Origin of the sequence: Bacteroides sp. 519, assembly GCF_010500955.1 — a bacterium.
Lineage (GTDB): Bacteria > Bacteroidota > Bacteroidia > Bacteroidales > Bacteroidaceae > Bacteroides.
This window is the reverse complement of sequence record NZ_QVMJ01000003.1, coordinates 339,583-357,724: the sequence shown is the minus strand read 5'-3', so window position 1 is coordinate 357,724 and position 18,142 is coordinate 339,583. Positions and strand designations below refer to the sequence as shown.

The window sequence follows — 18,142 nt, the reverse complement described above, 5'->3', positions numbered from 1 at the left end:
CGTTCGGATTTGTCTGTAAATCAAACAGTTGTGTTTAAGTTGTGATATACATCAAAACCAAACCAACCATTAAATTGTTGTATTGCTATTAATAACCTAAAACAACCCGATATGAGTATCCTTGAGAATAACTTCGATGCAGCGATTACCTACATGAAGGAATTAGTTGAAAAAGAAAAGAGTAACACCCCGTCCGAATATTACATTGGGCAGGTAGCTTACAACGAAAAAAGTTTTGAATTGTACAGTGCAGCCTTAATCCCATCGTCTACCGGAAAAGTAACCCGTAATATGATGAACGATCGGTATTACAACCTGTTGTTTGTAACCAAGGGATTGGACAATGTTGTTCAACAGTTCCGCGATAAATACATCTTCAAAGTGGCACAGGCCGATATCAGTTTTGCTTTGTATCAAGCCTATCGCGGTGTGCTGACTAGCAACAATGGTGAATATACACTTAAAACATCGTTCTATAAACCCGGAATAAAAGATTCAACATGGGCATACAAAGATGTTTTCCATTATACCGATCTGGGACATTTTCTTTGTTGGTTTAACCACGATGAGGATTATAAAGAGGTGGAAATTCAGGCAGAAAGCGATTTTATTAAGCAATACGATGAGTATGGTGAGTTTTGAGTAATGAGTTTTGAGTAATGAGTAATGAGTTTTGAGTAATGAGTTTTGAGTAACGATGCCGCATGGTAAAACTCAAAACTCATTACTCATTACTCATTACTCAAAACATTATTTATATTCGGCAGGAGAAATACTTATCTCCATCAGTTTCTCCCTGTTTTTATTAAAATACAGATAGTCGAAAGTAACATCATTATCCTTTAATATCTTCAATTCCGAAGAAGTTTTAATGCCATTTAGCAGTACTTCACGCATTTCGGTGTATGCTATATCCAAGTCCAGGTTTTCTTCATCAATGTTCGAAATGCTATAATAATACTTAATCGTGCGACTGCCTTTGGGAACCGCTACACTATCTATCTGAGTAAATTCATCTACCATCGTGGGGCACGTTTTGTTTATGTTGGTTGCCCACTTAGCTAGTTTCTCTTCTACCGATGTTTTGAAGAAGAAAGTAGATAGTAAATAAGATAATATAACCCCAATGATAACCGCAGCTATTCCGTTCTTCTTTTTTGTTTGTTCCATTGTTATGTATGTTCAAATATAGTACGTCTTATTGTGTATTGTAGTACATCTTGCTTTGCAATGCACTAGCATTTGTTTTGGAACACCCGGGTGTACAACGCGTGAACACCCGGGTGTAACAGTATTGAACATCCGGGTGTACAGACCATGAACACCCGGGTGTTCGATACTTGTACATCCGGGTGTTTATAAACAAATGCCAGTGCAAAGATGATGATATAATTATTCAATTCCAAAAGAAAGGTATAATTTATGCAATAAGAATCAACTGTGTTTTTTGGTAAATACAAAGTTAATTGTAATTTCGCACCTTAGCTTAAAACACATAAAGCTTAAATATTCAAAAGCTTATTTATGGCAAAACAAATTAAGGTGATACAATGTCCGCAATGCGGAAGTACAAGCCCTAAAGAGATAGACAAAGACCGTTACCAGTGCGACAGGTGTGATACAAAGTTTTTTCTTGATAACGACGACATCAATGTAAATGTAAACTATCGCCCAACCACACCCGATACAACCACCACACCCTATCCCGTAAAACGCAAATGGGTATTGATACCTATTGTGGCGTTTGCGTTATTGTATGTGCTGATAAGGGTTGTTTTTGTCGAAAACAACGCTGCAATCACCGTAGTTAACAAGGAGCTGTTTTCGGTTCCTTTAGCAGTTAACGGACAAGGATTTATTCTTAGCCTTGAACTCAAAAATGCGCTATCGGGTAAAGATGGTCAGGGATTTTATTCGGTTTACCGGGATGCTGATACAGATAAAGTATTGAAAGAAACAAAGTTGCAGGTTACCCCACCGATAACCAACATTGATTACAGATGGTTCCGATCGGATAGTACCCATTATGTTATTGTAAACTCAAACCATATCTACACAATACATACCGATAGCTGTATGTTGGTAGATGTTACACCCGGTATTGCAGCCGGCAAACCAGCCCTGAACGCCGGTTTCTCGTCGGTAGCTTTTGTTAAGGAGCAAAATGGCGAAGGTTTTCGGCTGAATACCAATCTGGGAAAAGAATTCTTTTACTTTCCGGCAGCAGATATGCTTTATACCGAAAAAGCCTTCAGGTATGTTGCCACCGGAGAATCGAAAACGCTTCTTCCCCATGCACGCCAAGAAAACTATTACCTGTTTCTGAATACAGAAAACAACGAGTCGAGCAATGTAGCACAGCTTATGCGGGTAACCTATTTATTTAATAACGGTGGTCCCGAAAACAAGTTGCTTAAACTTACTGCCCGCGACACCAAACAACTGGATAAATACCGGATAACCTCACTCGAACCCATTACGGCCGAGCGGATTTGTTTCTCGCCTTCTGTATTGCATAACAACAAAAATTTTATTCTAATCAGCTATAAAGCAACATTAGCCCAAGATGCACCATTGATGATAGAACTACTCAACAGCAAAGGAGAGCAAATCTATTTGGAACAACTTGGTGCCGAAACCACCATAAAACATGCTATCTGCATTAATAATGGCTTTATAATTCAAACAAACAACGGTTACAAACAAATTAAGCTATAAACATGAAAATTAAACTATACTTTATTGCGTTCTTTATTTCCATGAATCTGTTTTCTGCTTATGCACAAATGGAAGGTGGAGATTACAAAGGTTTTCTGATAAAGAAAGATCAGGAATTGCCGGATATAATAACCATCCGTGTACTGGAGCTCGGTAATTACATCAGCCAGTATTCCGAAGTCGAAACCGGGAAGCCCTTAAACGGAACCTATCATATTGTAGTAAACCGGGTAAAGTACAACATTGGTAACTTTACCAAAGGTATTGTTAATGGCGATTGGGAAGAATACCGATACAACTCGTTGGCCGAGAAAGGAACATATAAAAACGGAAGACCCGATGGCGACTACTGTTATTACAGCGATGGATACGTTGAAACCCGGCATACGTATAAGAATGGAACATCCGTACATCGTATTTCGCACCACGCCAATGGCAAGGTTAGCGAAGAATTCTCGTACGATAACGAAGGCAAAATACACGGAAACCGTGTGAGGTATAATAATGAGGGCATTTTAATAGCAAGTAAGGGGTATGCCCACGGAAAATATCACGGAAAGCATTTCGAGATGGATAGCCAGGGACAAACCACTACCTCGCACTACGAACACGGACAGCAGGTTGGCGACTACAGCATACATTATGCAAACGGGAACATCAGAGAAAAAGGAACGTACAACAAAAACGGAGAGAAAATAGGTAAATGGATCTTTGCCCAGGAAAACGGTGACATTAAGCAAGAAATAACTTACCTGAACGACAAACGCCATGGTCAGGAAAAGAGTTACTATAAAGGAAACATTGTAAAATCGATAGTAGAATATGCCAACGGTAAGCGCAACGGCAAGTCTACCTATTACGACGAAAGCCCCAACACCATTGAAAACGAGGGCGATTATCAGGACGACAAGCCTCACGGTGTACATAAAGTGTATCACAAAGGCATATTGTGGAAAGAAACACTTTACCGCCACGGCGAAGCCATTCAAGAAAAACAATACGAAGATGGTAAAATTAAACTTCTCATGCTGCTAGACGAAACCGGTCGACTGGTAAATGTTCAGCAGTATAACAAAGCCGGAGAAAAAACTTATAAGAATACAACTTATAAGAAACACCCTTCTATACAACTCAAGGAGGACGATTCGGGCATTGTTGATATTGAATTTAACTAAGGAATATTATATTATTTAAACTTTCTGCCAAAAATAGTTTGTGTAACCAAAAAAAGATCATATCTTTGCATCGCAAAACCAAAAGCGACGCGGCTGTGGCGTAATTGGTAGCCGCGCTAGACTTAGGATCTAGTGTCGTGAGACGTGGGGGTTCGAGTCCCTTCAGCCGCACTTAAAGCGACAAATTGAAGATTTCTTCGGTTTGTCGCTTTTTTGTTTCTTGTTTTAAAGATACTTTGGTTCAGTAATATTTGCACAGTTATTCTTATTTTATTCAACTAAGTGTGCAAAAATCACTATATACCTCTTTTCACCACTTATTGACCCATTTTTCTTAGATTACGCACCTGTTTTATCATAAATTTGCGGCACAAATAAAACGCTAACATTTAAAATCTAAGAAAGTATGCACACTACTAATCGTATAGAGATAGCAGACGTATTACGTGGCTTTGCCGTAATGGGGATTACCCTGATTCATTTCATTGAGCGGTTTAGTCTCAATAGCTTCCCCGAAGAAACCTGCAATTTCTTACAGTTTACCGACAAGGTAATCTGGGACAGTGTGTTCTTTGCTTTTTCGGGCAAAGCCTACTGTATCTTTGCTTTGCTTTTTGGGTTCAGCTTTTTTATTCAGGATAACTCACAAAAACAAAAAGAAAAAGATTTTCGTGGTCGGTTTGCCTGGCGGTTGGTATTACTATTCTTTATAGCCTGTATAAACTCAACTTTATTTCCCGGCGAAATATTGGTGCTCTATGCGTTGATTGGTTATGTACTGATTGCAGTTTGCCGGCTATCTACCCGTACAGTGGCACTGATTGCTGTTGTTCTTTTACTGCAACCGCTTGAATGGATACAGCTAATTTACGCACTCATTAACCCTCAATTCACCATGAATGCCGAGTTCGATGGGCCATACTGGGAGTTGGTTAACATAGCACAGAAAGAAGGTTCGTTTCTCGAAATGTGCAAAACCGCTATATGGACAGGCAATGTTGCCAATATGGGCTGGATGATATTACATGGACGGGTTACCCAAACAGCAGGATTATTTATGATAGGCATGCTAATAGGTCGCAGTAGTTTATTCCTTTATTCGGAAAAGAATATAAAACTCTGGGTCAATGTGTTTATTACATCTACCTTAGCCTTCTTTCCCATTTATGGTTTAATAGCTATACTGCCCGACTTTGTAAACCGTGAAGCATTGCTTGTACCTTCTACCCTTATACTAAAGTCGCTCTCGAACATTGCCTTTACAGGGATACTGTTTGCTGGCATAATACTTGTTTATTACCTTACACGATTCAAAAGTGTACTTCATCAGTTGGCACCTTATGGTCGCATGAGTTTAACAAACTACCTGTCGCAGTCTTTAATCGGGGGATTCTTGTTTTATAACTGGGGGCTGGGGCTTTATCAGTACACTGGCATTACAGCATGCTTCCTGATGGGTGTTGCTGTGTTCTTTCTTCAATTCTTATTTTGTCGTTGGTGGATTCGTTCACATCGTCAAGGCCCGTTAGAATGGTTGTGGAAAAAGGCTACATGGATTAAAAATGAAGAAAGATAGCCTGTTTTCGGAAGTATTTATCTATATTTGTGATGTCTTACCGAGGCATCATAAATATAGACAATTGCTATGAAAACTAGAATCAGGCGTCTTATTCATTTGGTTTTACTTTTATCCGTATCTCTGTGCCAGGCAAACGAAATTGTTAATCCTGGCTCTTTAATATTTAAATCTTCCTCTATCCTTAGTGATCTGCCCAATAAAGACATACAGTCTGTTTATCAAGATCGCGATGGCTATATTTGGATATGTAGCCGCAACGGATTATTTCAGTACGATGGTTATTCAATTACCACCTATAAGTCTAACCTTTTCCATCCCGATCTGATAACCAATAACAATGTTTTTTGTGTAGCCGAAGACACAAAGCACCGCCTTTGGATTGGTACTTACAGTGGCCTCAATGTTTTAGATAAGAAAACAGGTATCATACGCAAAATTGATAATCCGGCAATGAATGGCAATAGTATTCCGCAAATACTGGTTACCAGCGACGAACGGATTCTTTTTGCAACAGATTGGGGATTGTATGAATACGACGAAGATAAAGATGATTTTTTAAGCCATGAGCAAAGCAACACAGGGAACATACTCCCTAAAACCACTGTCAAATCGCTACTCGAAGATGATCGGGGAGATATTTGGATTGGCACATGGGACGAAGGGCTCTATCGTTATGAACGTAAAACAAATAAATACTTCCGGTATCCAAGGCTAAACAGCGCCAACGGCCAAAACTCTGCCCATTATATATTTCAGGATAGCCAAAAGAATATCTGGATAGGTACATGGGGTGGTGGACTGGTACTTTTACAAGATGCTTACCAACCCGATAAAACTACCTGGGTTACTTACCGATACAATGAAAATAATCCTACAGGAATTTCAGACGATATAATTTATACCCTATCCGAAGACATCAATACCCATTCTCTATGGGTTGGAACTCGTAAGGGATTAAGTGTGCTTCCACTTGCCGATAATTATAAAGGTACCGAAACCTTTAGTAATTTTTACCCTACCGAATCAGATAGTTCCATTGCCAGTGACGAAGTGGCCAGTCTTATGCGCGATCGTCAGGGATTGATGTGGGTAGGCATGATTGGAGGTGGCATTAACAATGTCAATACCCGGAAAGCAAACTTTTACTGGGATGAATTGCTGGAAGTAAAAAGAATGCTGAAAACAACTTCTGTTCGCAGCATCCTGCTGGACGATGAAGGACTGTTATGGCTGGGAATAGGAAGCTATGGATTAGGAGTAAAAAACAGGCAAACAGGTCAGTTTACATATTACACTCAGATGCCCGGATTTGAGTCTTATAAAAGCATATCAACTGTAACATCTATAATGCAACACTCTGTTACAGGTCATATATGGTTTGCTGTTTACGATGGCGGTGTTTTTGAAGTAAACAAACAAGCCCCCACAGCCGAGAGAGTAAAGAACCACCTGCCACAAAATGCTTCATGGTTACCCGGTAATTGCGTTTTCCATATATACGAAGACTCTGGGCACAACCTCTGGTTCGCCACACGCAATGGTATGTCTATGCACAAAGCCAATGGCGAAACAGTACGTTTCGATAACTTGCAGGTTGGTAACAACTTAATGAAAAACATTCATACCATGTACCTTACCGAAGGCATCAATGGCGATATGTGGGCAGCCTCCAACACACACGGAGTACTCAGGCTACAACGAGATGAAGCCGATAACTATACAGTGTCTTATTACTCAACCAACAATGGTAAACTAAACAGTATTTATGCCGATTGCATTTATAAAGATAATAAAGGCCGTATTTGGGTAGGCACGGGTGGAAGCGGTTTAAGTTTGTACGATGAAACTTCCGACTCATTCATACCTGTACATGCAAAATGGAATCTGCCGGGCGATGCCATTGTAAGCATTCAAAGTGATAAAGACAATAATCTGTGGCTTGGTACCAATGCCGGATTAATAAAACTTATCATTGGCGATGATTCCGAACTTGTAAGTTTCCGCCTCTATACCAAAGTAGACGGATTGCAGGATAATATTTTTATCCGTTGCGCCTTGGCCACAGCTACAGACGGTGAAATGTTTTTCGGTGGACACAAAGGATACAATAGCTTTTATCCTCAAAAACAGCAAGAGCAATTATCGTCAACCTCTATTACAGTGACCGATATTAAAATATTCAACCAGTCGTGGAGCAATTTACCACTAAAAGAACGTATGGATGTTTCGGCACTCTCGCCCAGCTTTGCAAACGAAATATGTCTGGACCACTGGCACAACAATTTTAATATTGAGTTTTCGGCACTGGAGTATGCAAACCCCGATAAGAACCAATACGCTTACAAATTGACCGGATTCGAATCCGATTGGCAATATACAGGAGGCTCTAAACACTTTGCTTATTACAACAATCTGAAACCGGGAGTTTATACATTCAACCTGAAAAGCTCTAACGCCAATGGAATATGGAACGAAGATACACTACAGATGAAAGTTACCATCCTTCCGCCACCATGGAAAACCTGGTGGGCCTATACCTTGTATCTGCTATTTACCTGCGCTTTGGCTTATTACATATACCGGATAATACGCAATCGCATTGGTTTGCGCAACGCATTGCATTTACGCGAAATGGAACAGGCAAAGTCGGAAGAGGTGAACCATGCCAAACTACAATTCTTTACCAATATTACTCATGAACTGCTCACTCCGTTAACCATTATTTCGGCCTCGGTAGACGAGTTAAAGCGCATTGCACCCACCTACAAAGATCAGTATCGGGTAATGAGCAACAATATTAACCGGTTGATACGTCTTTTGCAGCAAATACTTGAATTCCGCAAAGCCGAAACCGGTAATCTTAAACTACGGGTTGCGCATGGCGATCTGGCCCAATTTATAAGCCGGGGGCTGGATAGTTTCCGTCCGTTGATGAAAAAGAAAGATATCCAATTTAGTATTTCGTGCCAGCCTGAGGTATTTAATGCCTATTTCGATTCGGACAAGATAGATAAGATACTCTACAACCTACTCTCTAATGCATCAAAATACAACCGTTCGGGTGGTATGGTAACAGTAGAACTTACCAAAGATGAAACAGGAATGGCCCGGTTGGTAGTAAAAGACAATGGTCCCGGTATATCCGCAGAAGCACAGAAGAACCTGTTTGAACGCTTTTACGAAGGCGATTACAGAAAATTCAAAACCATTGGAACCGGTATAGGGCTTTCATTGGTTCGTGATCTGGTTAAATTGCACCACGGCACAATAGCTGTAGAAAGTGAAGAAGGAAAAGGTACAGTGTTTACAATCAATCTACCATACCTCCGCAGTTCTTATCCGGAAGAGGAAGTAGAGAACTTGCTAACAGACGATGTTAAAACAGAATTGTCCGAAACAGCATTCACCGAAGAGGATTTTGACGATGAAATGGATGAAAAACAAGAAACAGAATCAACTCATACCTTACCAGCTTTATTAATAGTCGAAGACAATGAAGAGCTCCTACTGTTAATGACCAAGTTGCTAAACACCGACTACATTGTTCATACTGCCACCAATGGCATAGAAGGCATTGATGTTGTTGAACGTGAGGATATAGACCTGATTGTTTCGGATGTTATGATGCCTCAGATGGATGGTATCGAATTCTGTAAATACATCAAAAACAAGCTCGAAACCTCACATATACCTCTAATCTTATTAACTGCCAAGAATAAAGAAGAAGATAGGGTAGAAGCCTACAACTCGGGTGCTGATGCTTTTATAAGTAAACCGTTCAACCTGAGTGTGTTGCATGCCCGTATCACTAACCTTTTGCGCAGTCGTAAACGCATGGGGAAAGACTTTAAAAACCAATTGGTATTTGAAGCCAAAGAGTTGAACTATACCAGTGTTGACGAAGAATTCCTGCAACAGGCCATCGACTGCATTACTCTTCATCTGGACGATCCCGATTTTGATCAGGAGCAACTACTGAATGAACTGCACATGAGTAAATCAACCTTCTTCAGGAAACTGAAATCTTTAACTGGCCTCTCGTATGTTTCTTTCAACCGCAATATTCGTATGAAGGCCGCTTGCCGGATTATGGAAGAGAAAAAGAATATCCGTATATCAGAGTTAGCGTACGCTGTAGGATATAATGATCCCCGGTATTTTAGCAGCAGTTTCAAAAAAGAATTTGGCATGCAACCTTCCGAGTATATGGAACGGTTTACTAGTTAGTAGTAGTTAGTAGCTAGTAGTTAGTAGCTAGTAGTTAGTAGCGATGCCGCATGGTCTACTAGCTACTAGCTACTATCTACTAACTACTAACTACTATGGTGTACAAATCCGCCATTTTACATACACAAATGTTTCATGAACCAAATTAACGTCTGTTTGGGATGTTGTAGAATGCCCTTTTTCTAACAGCACTCTATCTTTACTTCGCAAACCAAAAACATGTAAGCAAGCAACTACAGTTGTTGGTTGAGATTATTATTCATTATGTTAAATCTTAAATTTTGTGCTAATGGAAAAACAAGAAAGCTTCCATAAAAAGCAAATGCAAGTAAAAGGCCGGTTGCTACCTGCTGTTTTATTGCTCTTGTTCTTATCGGTACCATTGAAAGGATACAGTACAGGAAATCCTTTTCCGGAAACCGTTCAGCAAAGTACTGTTAAAGTAACAGGAACAGTAAAAGATGCAACTGGAGAACCGATTATCGGTGCTAACGTAAAAGTGGTAGGGGGTACAGTTGGTGTTATAACCGATTTTAATGGTACATTTAGTCTCGAAGCCGATCCCGGCAGTAAGTTACAATTTAGTTTTATTGGCTACAAAGAACAGGTAGTCACAGTTAAAAAAGGTATTAGTATAAATATAGTATTAGAAGAAGATGCCCAGATGTTGGGCGAGGTAGAAGTTGTAGCTTATGGGGTTCAGAAAAAGGTTTCGGTAACAGGTGCTATCTCCTCTATGAAAGGTGATGACCTACTGAAAACGCCATCCGGATCCATCTCAAACATCCTTTCGGGACAAATGACTGGGATATCTTCGGTACAGTACTCGGGTGAGCCTGGTGCTGATGCCGCAGATATCTATGTACGTGGTATTGCCACTTGGGGAAACTCTGCACCATTGATACAGGTGGATGGTGTGGAACGCGAAATGTCGCAAATCGACCCCAACGAAATCGAAAGTATTACCATTTTGAAAGATGCTTCGGCAACAGCCGTATTTGGGGTACGTGGTGCTAACGGTGTAATCCTGATTACTACCAAACGTGGTGCTCAGGGTAAAGCTAAGATTTCGTTTTCTACCTCACTTGGTGTAAATGTACGTACCAAGGAACTCGATTTTGCCAACTCTTATCAATATGCCGACTATTATAATATGATGTCGCGCAACGATGGGGGTGGTGATATTTTCTCGGAAGAGCAGTTAACCACTTTCCGCGATCATACAAATCCGTTGCTCTATCCCGATATCAACTGGATAGATTACTGTATGAACAAAGCAGCCATACAAACTCAACACAATGTGAACATTTCGGGTGGAACGGATAATATGCGCTATTTCGTTTCGGGTGGTTTCTTTACACAGAACGGTATGTTTAAACAGTTCAATGCCTCCGACGACTTCAACTTCGACTATAAACGATACAATTATCGTGCAAACCTCGACTTTGACCTCACAAAAACCACGCTTTTATCGGTTAATATTGGTGGACGTATAGAAACAAAACAAACCCCCGAGTCGGACGAAGACCAGAACCAATTGTTCCGGAAACTTTACTGGGCTGTTCCATTTGCAAGCCCCGGTATTGTTAATGGTATGTACATAAAATCTAATGGCGACTACCTGCCTTTTACAGGTACCGATGGATTGGCCTCTTATTATGGCAAAGGAGCCCGCACAAAAACAACCAATGTGTTGAATGTGGATTTGGTTTTAGATCAGAAACTGGATTTTATTACCAAAGGGCTTTCGGTTAAACTGAAGGGGTCTTATAATTCAACCTACTCTAATGTAAAAAAAGCCAGTGCCTCGGTAGCTAACTATACTCCCATTGTGGGCGATGATGGTTCCATCTCTTTCCGCAAATCAGGTTCCGACAGTCAGTTGAGTTATAGCGATGGTGATTTTGGTAAAGCACGCGATTGGTATATGGAATTGGCTTTGAATTACAACCGTAAATTCGGCGATCATAATGTATCGGCACTTGCCTTATACAATCAATCTAAAAAATATTACCCGGGCGGTACCTATACATACATTCCATCGGGATATGTAGGCCTTGTTGGTCGTGTAACTTACGATTGGAAAACCCGCTACATGGCAGAATTCAATGTTGGTTACAATGGTTCCGAGAACTTTGCCAAAGGAAACCGTTATGGAATCTTCCCTGCCGGTTCAATTGGTTGGGTTATTAGTGAAGAACCATTCTTTGCAGCAGCTAAAAAAGTGGTTGGGTATTTAAAACTGCGTGCCTCGGTAGGTCTTGTAGGTAATGACAAGAATGGTTCCGAACGCTTTTTATACTTGCCTGGTAAATACACATACGAAGGCGATAAAGGATATTACTTTGGTCAGGAAGTAAACAATAAAAGACCGGGAGCTTTGGAAGCAACCCAATCGAACCCGTATGCTAAATGGGAAACGTCGGTAAAACAGAACTACGGTATTGATTTCAATGTGTTGAACGATCGGTTAAGCGTTTCGGCCGATTACTTTACCGAAAGACGTAAGGACATCCTGAAAACTCCCGACTATCTGCCCGGGTTACTGGGGATGACACTTCCTGCGGTTAATGTAGGCGAAACCGAGAACAAAGGTTACGAAATACAAGTGAAGTGGAACGACCAACTAAATCCCGACTTCCGCTACTGGGTGAGCGCAAATATGTCGTACGCCACCAACAAGATTATCTACATGAATGAAGTAGCGCAGAACGAACCTTGGATGTATCAAACCGGCCGCCGCATTGGTTCGCGTTCCATGTATAAATTCTGGGGATTTTATGACGAAACAGCCGATGCCCGCTACTACGAACAGTATGGCCGCCCCATTGCCGATCATGGTATTACATTGGTGCCGGGAGATGCTGTTTATCTTGACCTGAATGCCGATGGCAAGGTAGATGGAAACGACGTTACCCGCGATCTGGGTTATACCGATGTACCCGAATACACAGCCGGATTCAGTGCCGGATTTACTTGGGGCAAGTTCGACTTCTCTATGCAATGGACAGGCGCATGGAATGTAGACCGTATGTTGAGCGAATTCCGCCGCCCTATGGGTGATACAAACAATAAAGGATTACTGGCTTATCAATACGAAAACACGTGGCGTTCGTCCGAAGATACTTATACTGCCAAATTTCCACGTGCCTCCAGTCTTCATGCTACCAATAACTATGCAGGCTCCGATTTATACCTGATAAATGCCAGTTATTTGCGTTTGAAGAGTGTAGAAGTAGGTTACAATTTCGATTTCCCTTTCATGAAGAGATTGAAATTGAACGATTGTCGGTTGTACCTGAATGGCTATAACCTGTTAACCTTTACAGACTTTATGTGGGGTGATCCCGAATCACGTCAAAGCGACCGCCCCAATTATCCTTTGACACGTGTATTTAATATTGGTTTGAAAGTAGGATTCTAATCCGTTTCACCTTAAATAGAATTAAGAAGTATGAAAAATCTGACAAAATGGTTTGTAGCAGCATTTGTAGGAGCAACCATATTCTCCTCTTGTGTTGATCAGATAAAGTTCGGCGACAGCTTCCTGGAGAAAGCCCCCGATACGGGTGATATGAATCAGGATACTATCTTTAATAAAGCCGACTATGCGCGGGCGTTCCTGTGGAATGCTTATTCTAAATTATACTACGGCCTTGCCACCAACTGGAATGCAGTTGACGGCAAAATGAATACTGGTATGTTCGAAACCCTGTCCGATTGCTGGCACAGCCATAACTCATGGGATGGCATTAACCGTAAATACTACTCGGGAGGCTATAAAGCCAGCGATGAAGATGCAGGCGATGACACCAAGTTTAACTATTTAAAAGAAAACTGCTGGGAAGCCATTCGTGCCTCATGGATGTTTATTGAAAATGTAGACCGTGTGCCCGACATGAACGATGCGGAAAAAACACGTTTAAAAGCCGAAGCAAAAACAATTATCGCTTCACGCTATTTCGACCTTTTCCGTCACTTTGGTGGTTTACCGTTGTTGGAACAAACCTATGATGTGCAACCCAGCTATGAACTTCCACGTGCCACAGCCGAAGAAACAGCCAATTACATAGTACGTTTACTAGACGAAGCCGCGAATGTATTACCGTGGGATTTGGGCGAAGATGATGCCAACTGGCAAGGACGTTTCACCAAAGCCGCTGCCATGGGATTGAAATGTAAAGTATTGCTGTTTGCTGCCAGTCCGTTGTTTAACGATAATCAGGCATACAGTACGGAAAATCCACAAACAGCTGTCGAAAATCATCAGGTGTGGTACGGTGCCTATAAGGCCGAATGGTGGGAACGCTGTTGGCAAGCTTGTTCCGATTTCTTTGAAGAATTGGATAAAAACGGTTTCTATTCGTTGATACAGCCAAACTCGGATACGCCTTCCGATTATCGTGCAGCATTTAATCATGCCTATTTCTTACGCACAAACAACACCGAGTTACTAATATCTACCCGTATTATTGGTAAATACAACTGGGAATGGTGGTATTACTGGGGCGAGTGGGTAACCTTTGGAGGATATACCCCAACGTTGGAATATATGCAAATGTTCCCAATGAGCGATGGAAAACCTTTTAGCGATGAATACCTGAAAGAAGGTGCACATCCTTTCTTTAATCAAAACGATAACAACCAACCGGTACGCGACCCACGTTTGTACGAAACCATGTTGGTTAATGGAGCTTCTTACTCCGACCATACAGCCGAACTTTGGATAGGCGGACGTGAGAATATTGATGAAACCCGCCTCGAAACAGGACAAACCGCAACAGGATTCCGCAACTACAAGTTCTTTAAAGAAGGCAAGGGAAGCTTGGCTGGTAATTACCTGGAATGGCCTTACCTGCGTTTAGCCGAGGTTTACTTAATTTATGCCGAAGCATGTTTGCAGGCTAAGAACGATTTTGCCGGTGCTTTGGAAAACGTAAATATAGTACGCAGCCGTGTAGGTTTGGGTAAACTGGAAACATGTAACCCCGATAAAAACCTCACATCGAACAAAGATGCGCTGTTAGAGGAAATTCTGCGCGAAAGAGCTTGCGAGTTGGGATTGGAAGACGTTCGTTTCTTCGATATGATTCGTTACAAACGAGACGATTTGTTTAAGAAACCTTTGCACGGACTGCGCATTTACCGTAACGACGGTGGTGGTGATAAGCCTTGGAGCGGAACAGATGGTAACGCAAGTGCATTCCCCAACAAGCCTGCTAGCTTCAGATACGAGGTGTTTACTTTAGGTAATAGCTCGCGTTCTTGGTGGAGCAACTTCAGCAGCAAATGGTACCTGTCGGCATTTCCACCCTCTGAAGTAAACAAAGGATATGGTTTAACTCAAAATCCGGGTTGGAACTAATGTTTGAGGAAACATTCAGTTAATTAAGAAACAATAATATGAAAAAATATAAGATAATAGCTTTGGCAATGTTAACCTTTATTAGCCTGAATACATTTGCACAGGAGGGTAATGTAAACGGCAAAGTGGTTGACAAGCTTGGTAATCCGGTGGCAGGAGCACTGGTTACAGTTGAAGGCAATTCATTGGTACAGGCAACAACCGACCGAAACGGATTGTTCGAAATCACAGTAGGCAGGGGTGTTATGTTGAAAGTACAAACCGGCGATGAGGCTACAAAAATGGTATCGGTTACCGACGATAAAACGATAACCGTTGTAATGGACTTCTCGGCACAGAAGGTAAATTACGGATTTGGATTAAACCAAACCAATGCCGCATCAACAGGAGCTGTATCAACAGTATATGCCGATCAGATTGATAACCGCTCGGCTATGAATGTTGGCAATTCATTGTATGGCAATGTTGCCGGTCTTGCTACCATGCAAAAAACAGGTACTGTATGGGAACAGATACCAACAATGTTAATACGCGGACAAAAAACATTGAACAATAACAATGGAGTACTTTTGGTAGTTGATGGTTTGGAACGCGATAACAATTGGAACGCACTGAACTACATTACCCCCGAAGAAGTAGAATCGGTAAGTATATTGCGCGATGCTGCCGCTATAGCTCTTTATGGATACAGGGGAATAAATGGTGTTATTAATGTTGTAACCAAGCGTGGTAAGTATAACACAAGAGAAATTGGTTTCTCGTACGATCATGCTTTTAATACACAAACACGTATTCCCGAAATGGCAGATTCGTATATGTACGCTAGTGCCGTTAATGAAGCATTAGCCAATAACGGCAAAGCGGCTCGTTACTCACAGAATGAGCTGAACGCTTTTCAAAGTGGTAAATACCCTTACTTGTATCCCAATGTTAATTGGGCCGATGAAGTGTTTCGCAACAACAGTTCATCGGATATAGTAACGCTGACTTTCCGCGGGGGATCTACCAAAATGCGTTATTTCACACTGCTGAATCTGCAAAACAACAGCGGATTCATAAAGAATGCCAATGCCAACGACGGATATTCTACACAAGAAAAATACTCGAAAGCAAACTTCCGTAGCAACCTCGATATTGATTTAACTCCTAAAACCCGTTTGCAGGCCAATATTATGGGAGTGCTTAATGAGTTCAGCCGTCCGGCATCGGGAGGCGAAAACCTTATGCATAAAGTATTTACAGTTCCTTCGGCCGCATTCCCTATTAAAACCGAAAGCGGTTTGTGGGGAGGTAATTCTACATGGGATGGTGGTTACAACCCTGTATATCTGGCTCAGGGACGTGGATACTCCAAAGGTCATACCCGTGCGTTGTATTTCGACGCTGCACTACGTCAGGATTTATCGGCTATAACCAAAGGCTTGGGTGGTAATGTACGTGTAGGATACGATAACATTGCTTCGTATTGGGAAGATTATAGGGTAAGCGCCAAGTACGGTATGCAATCGGTAAGTAAATGGGAAAACGGTGAACCGGTTGAGTTCAATAACTTTGAAGGCGGATCAGTAGGAGTTGTTTCGGGTGATAATGCAAAGCTAGACTGGCAACACCGCTCGTTTAACTTTCAGGCAAATATTGATTGGGCACGCCGCTTTGGCAATCACGACCTTTACTCCATGTTATTGTACACTTACAAGTACGATAATAAAAACGGAATTAATAACACCTGGTACACACAAAGTGCTTCGTGGTATACCCATTATGGATACAACAACCGCTATTTTGCCGATTTTACATTAACAACATCTGCCTCAAACAGAATTGATCCGGATAGTCGCTGGGGGTTGGCTCCTACAATTGGGTTGTCATGGATTATCTCCAACGAAGATTTTATGAAAAACCAAAACATCATTGATTTCATGAAATTAAGAGCATCGTTCGGTGTTATTCATACAGATAATATACCTTCAAATGGTTATTGGAACACCACAGTAAACGGCAGCAATGGTTATCCCATACAAGATAACTTTAATGGTGACGGTGGATGGGCCGAAGGGCGTTTGCCATCTCTGAATGGAACTACAGAAAAAGCATATAAATACAATGTAGGTTTAGATGTGTCTTTGTTGAAAGGACTTACACTGAATGTAGACGGATTTTATGAAAGACGTTCGGATATCTGGGTAAGTGCAGCTGGTCAAAACTCATCAGTAATAGGTATTCAAAGTCCTTTTGTGAATGCAGGAATTGTAGATAGCTGGGGCACCGAAATTGGTTTGGATTATACAAAGAGAATAAATGATTTCCAGCTTAAACTTGGAGGAACATTCTCTTTCAATCGCAACAAAATTATTGAGATGCTTGAAGAACCACAAGCTTACAGCTATCGTCGTTCAACAGGAAAAAAGGTTGGACAAGTATGGGGCTTGCAAGCCATTGGTTATTTTGTTGATGAAGCCGATATTGCCAACAGCACTCCACAACAGTTTGGACCGGTAAAACCAGGTGATATAAAATATAAAGATATCAATGGTGACAATGTTATCAATGAAGACGACATTATTCCAATGGGCTATAGCTATAACTGTCCGGAAATTTATTATGGATTCAATGTAGGACTTGAGTGGAAAGGAATTGGATTTAACGCTTTCTTTCAGGGAGTAGCTAATTACACAGCACAATTAACATCGGGTTTATACATGCCGTTAATTGATAATACTTCTATCTCGAAGTATGCATATAACAATCGGTGGACTCCAGAAAATCCATCTGCCCGTTTCCCACGCTTATCTACAGAAGTTGTTGACAATAATACACAGTATGCAAGTTCTGTGTGGTTGGCCGATCGTTCTTTCCTGAAACTACGTAATTGCGAAGTGTATTATAAACTACCTGCACCTTGGTTAAGTAAAATCCGCATGAAGAATGCAAAGCTGTATGTTAGAGGTGTTGATTTATTCAGCATTGACAGCATAGATCTTACCGACCCCGAAGCAATGGGTTATGTTTATCCGGCTACCCGTTCTGTACATGTTGGTTTAACGATAGGTCTTTAACTAATCCTGAAACAAAAAACTT

9 protein-coding genes and 1 tRNA gene are annotated in these 18,142 nt (G+C 41.2%); 9 read left to right on the top strand and 1 reads right to left on the bottom strand.

Annotation, left to right across the window (positions count from 1 at the left end; genetic code table 11):
* Positions 1–111: 111 nt before the first annotated feature.
* Positions 112–642 carry a hypothetical protein gene (locus D0T85_RS04460; protein WP_163210640.1) on the top strand — a complete coding sequence of 177 codons (531 nt, stop codon included), beginning with the start codon at positions 112–114 and terminating at the stop codon, positions 640–642.
* Positions 643–750: 108 nt separating this feature from the next.
* Here the strand turns inward: D0T85_RS04460 and D0T85_RS04455 are convergent, their stop codons facing one another.
* The gene (locus D0T85_RS04455) at positions 751–1,170 is read right to left on the bottom strand and encodes a hypothetical protein (RefSeq protein WP_163210638.1); all 420 of its coding nucleotides are present in this window, start codon (positions 1,168–1,170) and stop codon (positions 751–753) included.
* A 354-nt stretch (positions 1,171–1,524) separates the two neighbouring features.
* Here D0T85_RS04455 and D0T85_RS04450 point away from each other — a divergent pair, with 354 nt between their 5' ends.
* The 8 genes from D0T85_RS04450 to D0T85_RS04415 all read left to right on the top strand — a co-directional run bounded on the left by D0T85_RS04450 (position 1,525) and on the right by D0T85_RS04415 (position 18,120).
* Positions 1,525–2,718 carry a hypothetical protein gene (locus D0T85_RS04450; RefSeq protein ID WP_163210636.1) on the top strand — a complete coding sequence of 398 codons (1,194 nt, stop codon included), beginning with the start codon at positions 1,525–1,527 and terminating at the stop codon, positions 2,716–2,718.
* A gap of 2 nt (positions 2,719–2,720) precedes the next feature.
* Positions 2,721–3,893, top strand: coding sequence for a toxin-antitoxin system YwqK family antitoxin (locus tag D0T85_RS04445; RefSeq protein ID WP_163210634.1), 1,173 nt, complete (start codon positions 2,721–2,723; stop codon positions 3,891–3,893).
* Positions 3,894–3,982: 89 nt separating this feature from the next.
* Positions 3,983–4,064, top strand: a tRNA-Leu gene (locus tag D0T85_RS04440).
* A gap of 235 nt (positions 4,065–4,299) precedes the next feature.
* On the top strand, positions 4,300–5,469 hold the full coding sequence (locus tag D0T85_RS04435) for a DUF418 domain-containing protein (RefSeq protein WP_163210633.1): 1,170 nt from the start codon (positions 4,300–4,302) through the stop codon (positions 5,467–5,469).
* Positions 5,470–5,538: 69 nt separating this feature from the next.
* Positions 5,539–9,699 (top strand): hybrid sensor histidine kinase/response regulator transcription factor, encoded by a 4,161-nt coding sequence (locus tag D0T85_RS04430; RefSeq protein ID WP_163210632.1) that lies wholly within the window; start codon positions 5,539–5,541, stop codon positions 9,697–9,699.
* Between the two features lie 289 nt (positions 9,700–9,988).
* Entirely contained in the window at positions 9,989–13,123 is a 3,135-nt protein-coding gene (locus D0T85_RS04425; protein ID WP_163210631.1) for a TonB-dependent receptor, read from the top strand.
* Between the two features lie 30 nt (positions 13,124–13,153).
* Positions 13,154–15,064, top strand: a complete 1,911-nt coding sequence (locus tag D0T85_RS04420; protein ID WP_163210630.1) for a RagB/SusD family nutrient uptake outer membrane protein — start codon at positions 13,154–13,156, stop codon at positions 15,062–15,064.
* A 38-nt stretch (positions 15,065–15,102) separates the two neighbouring features.
* Positions 15,103–18,120, top strand: coding sequence for a SusC/RagA family TonB-linked outer membrane protein (locus D0T85_RS04415; protein ID WP_163210629.1), 3,018 nt, complete (start codon positions 15,103–15,105; stop codon positions 18,118–18,120).
* Positions 18,121–18,142 lie beyond the last annotated feature (22 nt).

Excerpts from the sequence above, each read along its gene's own strand:
- D0T85_RS04420 (WP_163210630.1), top strand. The coding sequence starts at position 13,154 with ATGAAAAATCTGACAAAATGGTTTGTAGCAGCATTTGTAGGAGCAACC.
- D0T85_RS04450 (WP_163210636.1), top strand. The coding sequence starts at position 1,525 with ATGGCAAAACAAATTAAGGTGATACAATGTCCGCAATGCGGAAGTACA.
- D0T85_RS04455 (WP_163210638.1), bottom strand. The coding sequence starts at position 1,170 with ATGGAACAAACAAAAAAGAAGAACGGAATAGCTGCGGTTATCATTGGG.
- D0T85_RS04445 (WP_163210634.1), top strand. The coding sequence starts at position 2,721 with ATGAAAATTAAACTATACTTTATTGCGTTCTTTATTTCCATGAATCTG.
- D0T85_RS04415 (WP_163210629.1), top strand. The coding sequence starts at position 15,103 with ATGAAAAAATATAAGATAATAGCTTTGGCAATGTTAACCTTTATTAGC.
- D0T85_RS04430 (WP_163210632.1), top strand. The coding sequence starts at position 5,539 with ATGAAAACTAGAATCAGGCGTCTTATTCATTTGGTTTTACTTTTATCC.
- D0T85_RS04425 (WP_163210631.1), top strand. The coding sequence starts at position 9,989 with ATGGAAAAACAAGAAAGCTTCCATAAAAAGCAAATGCAAGTAAAAGGC.
- D0T85_RS04460 (WP_163210640.1), top strand. The coding sequence starts at position 112 with ATGAGTATCCTTGAGAATAACTTCGATGCAGCGATTACCTACATGAAG.
- D0T85_RS04435 (WP_163210633.1), top strand. The coding sequence starts at position 4,300 with ATGCACACTACTAATCGTATAGAGATAGCAGACGTATTACGTGGCTTT.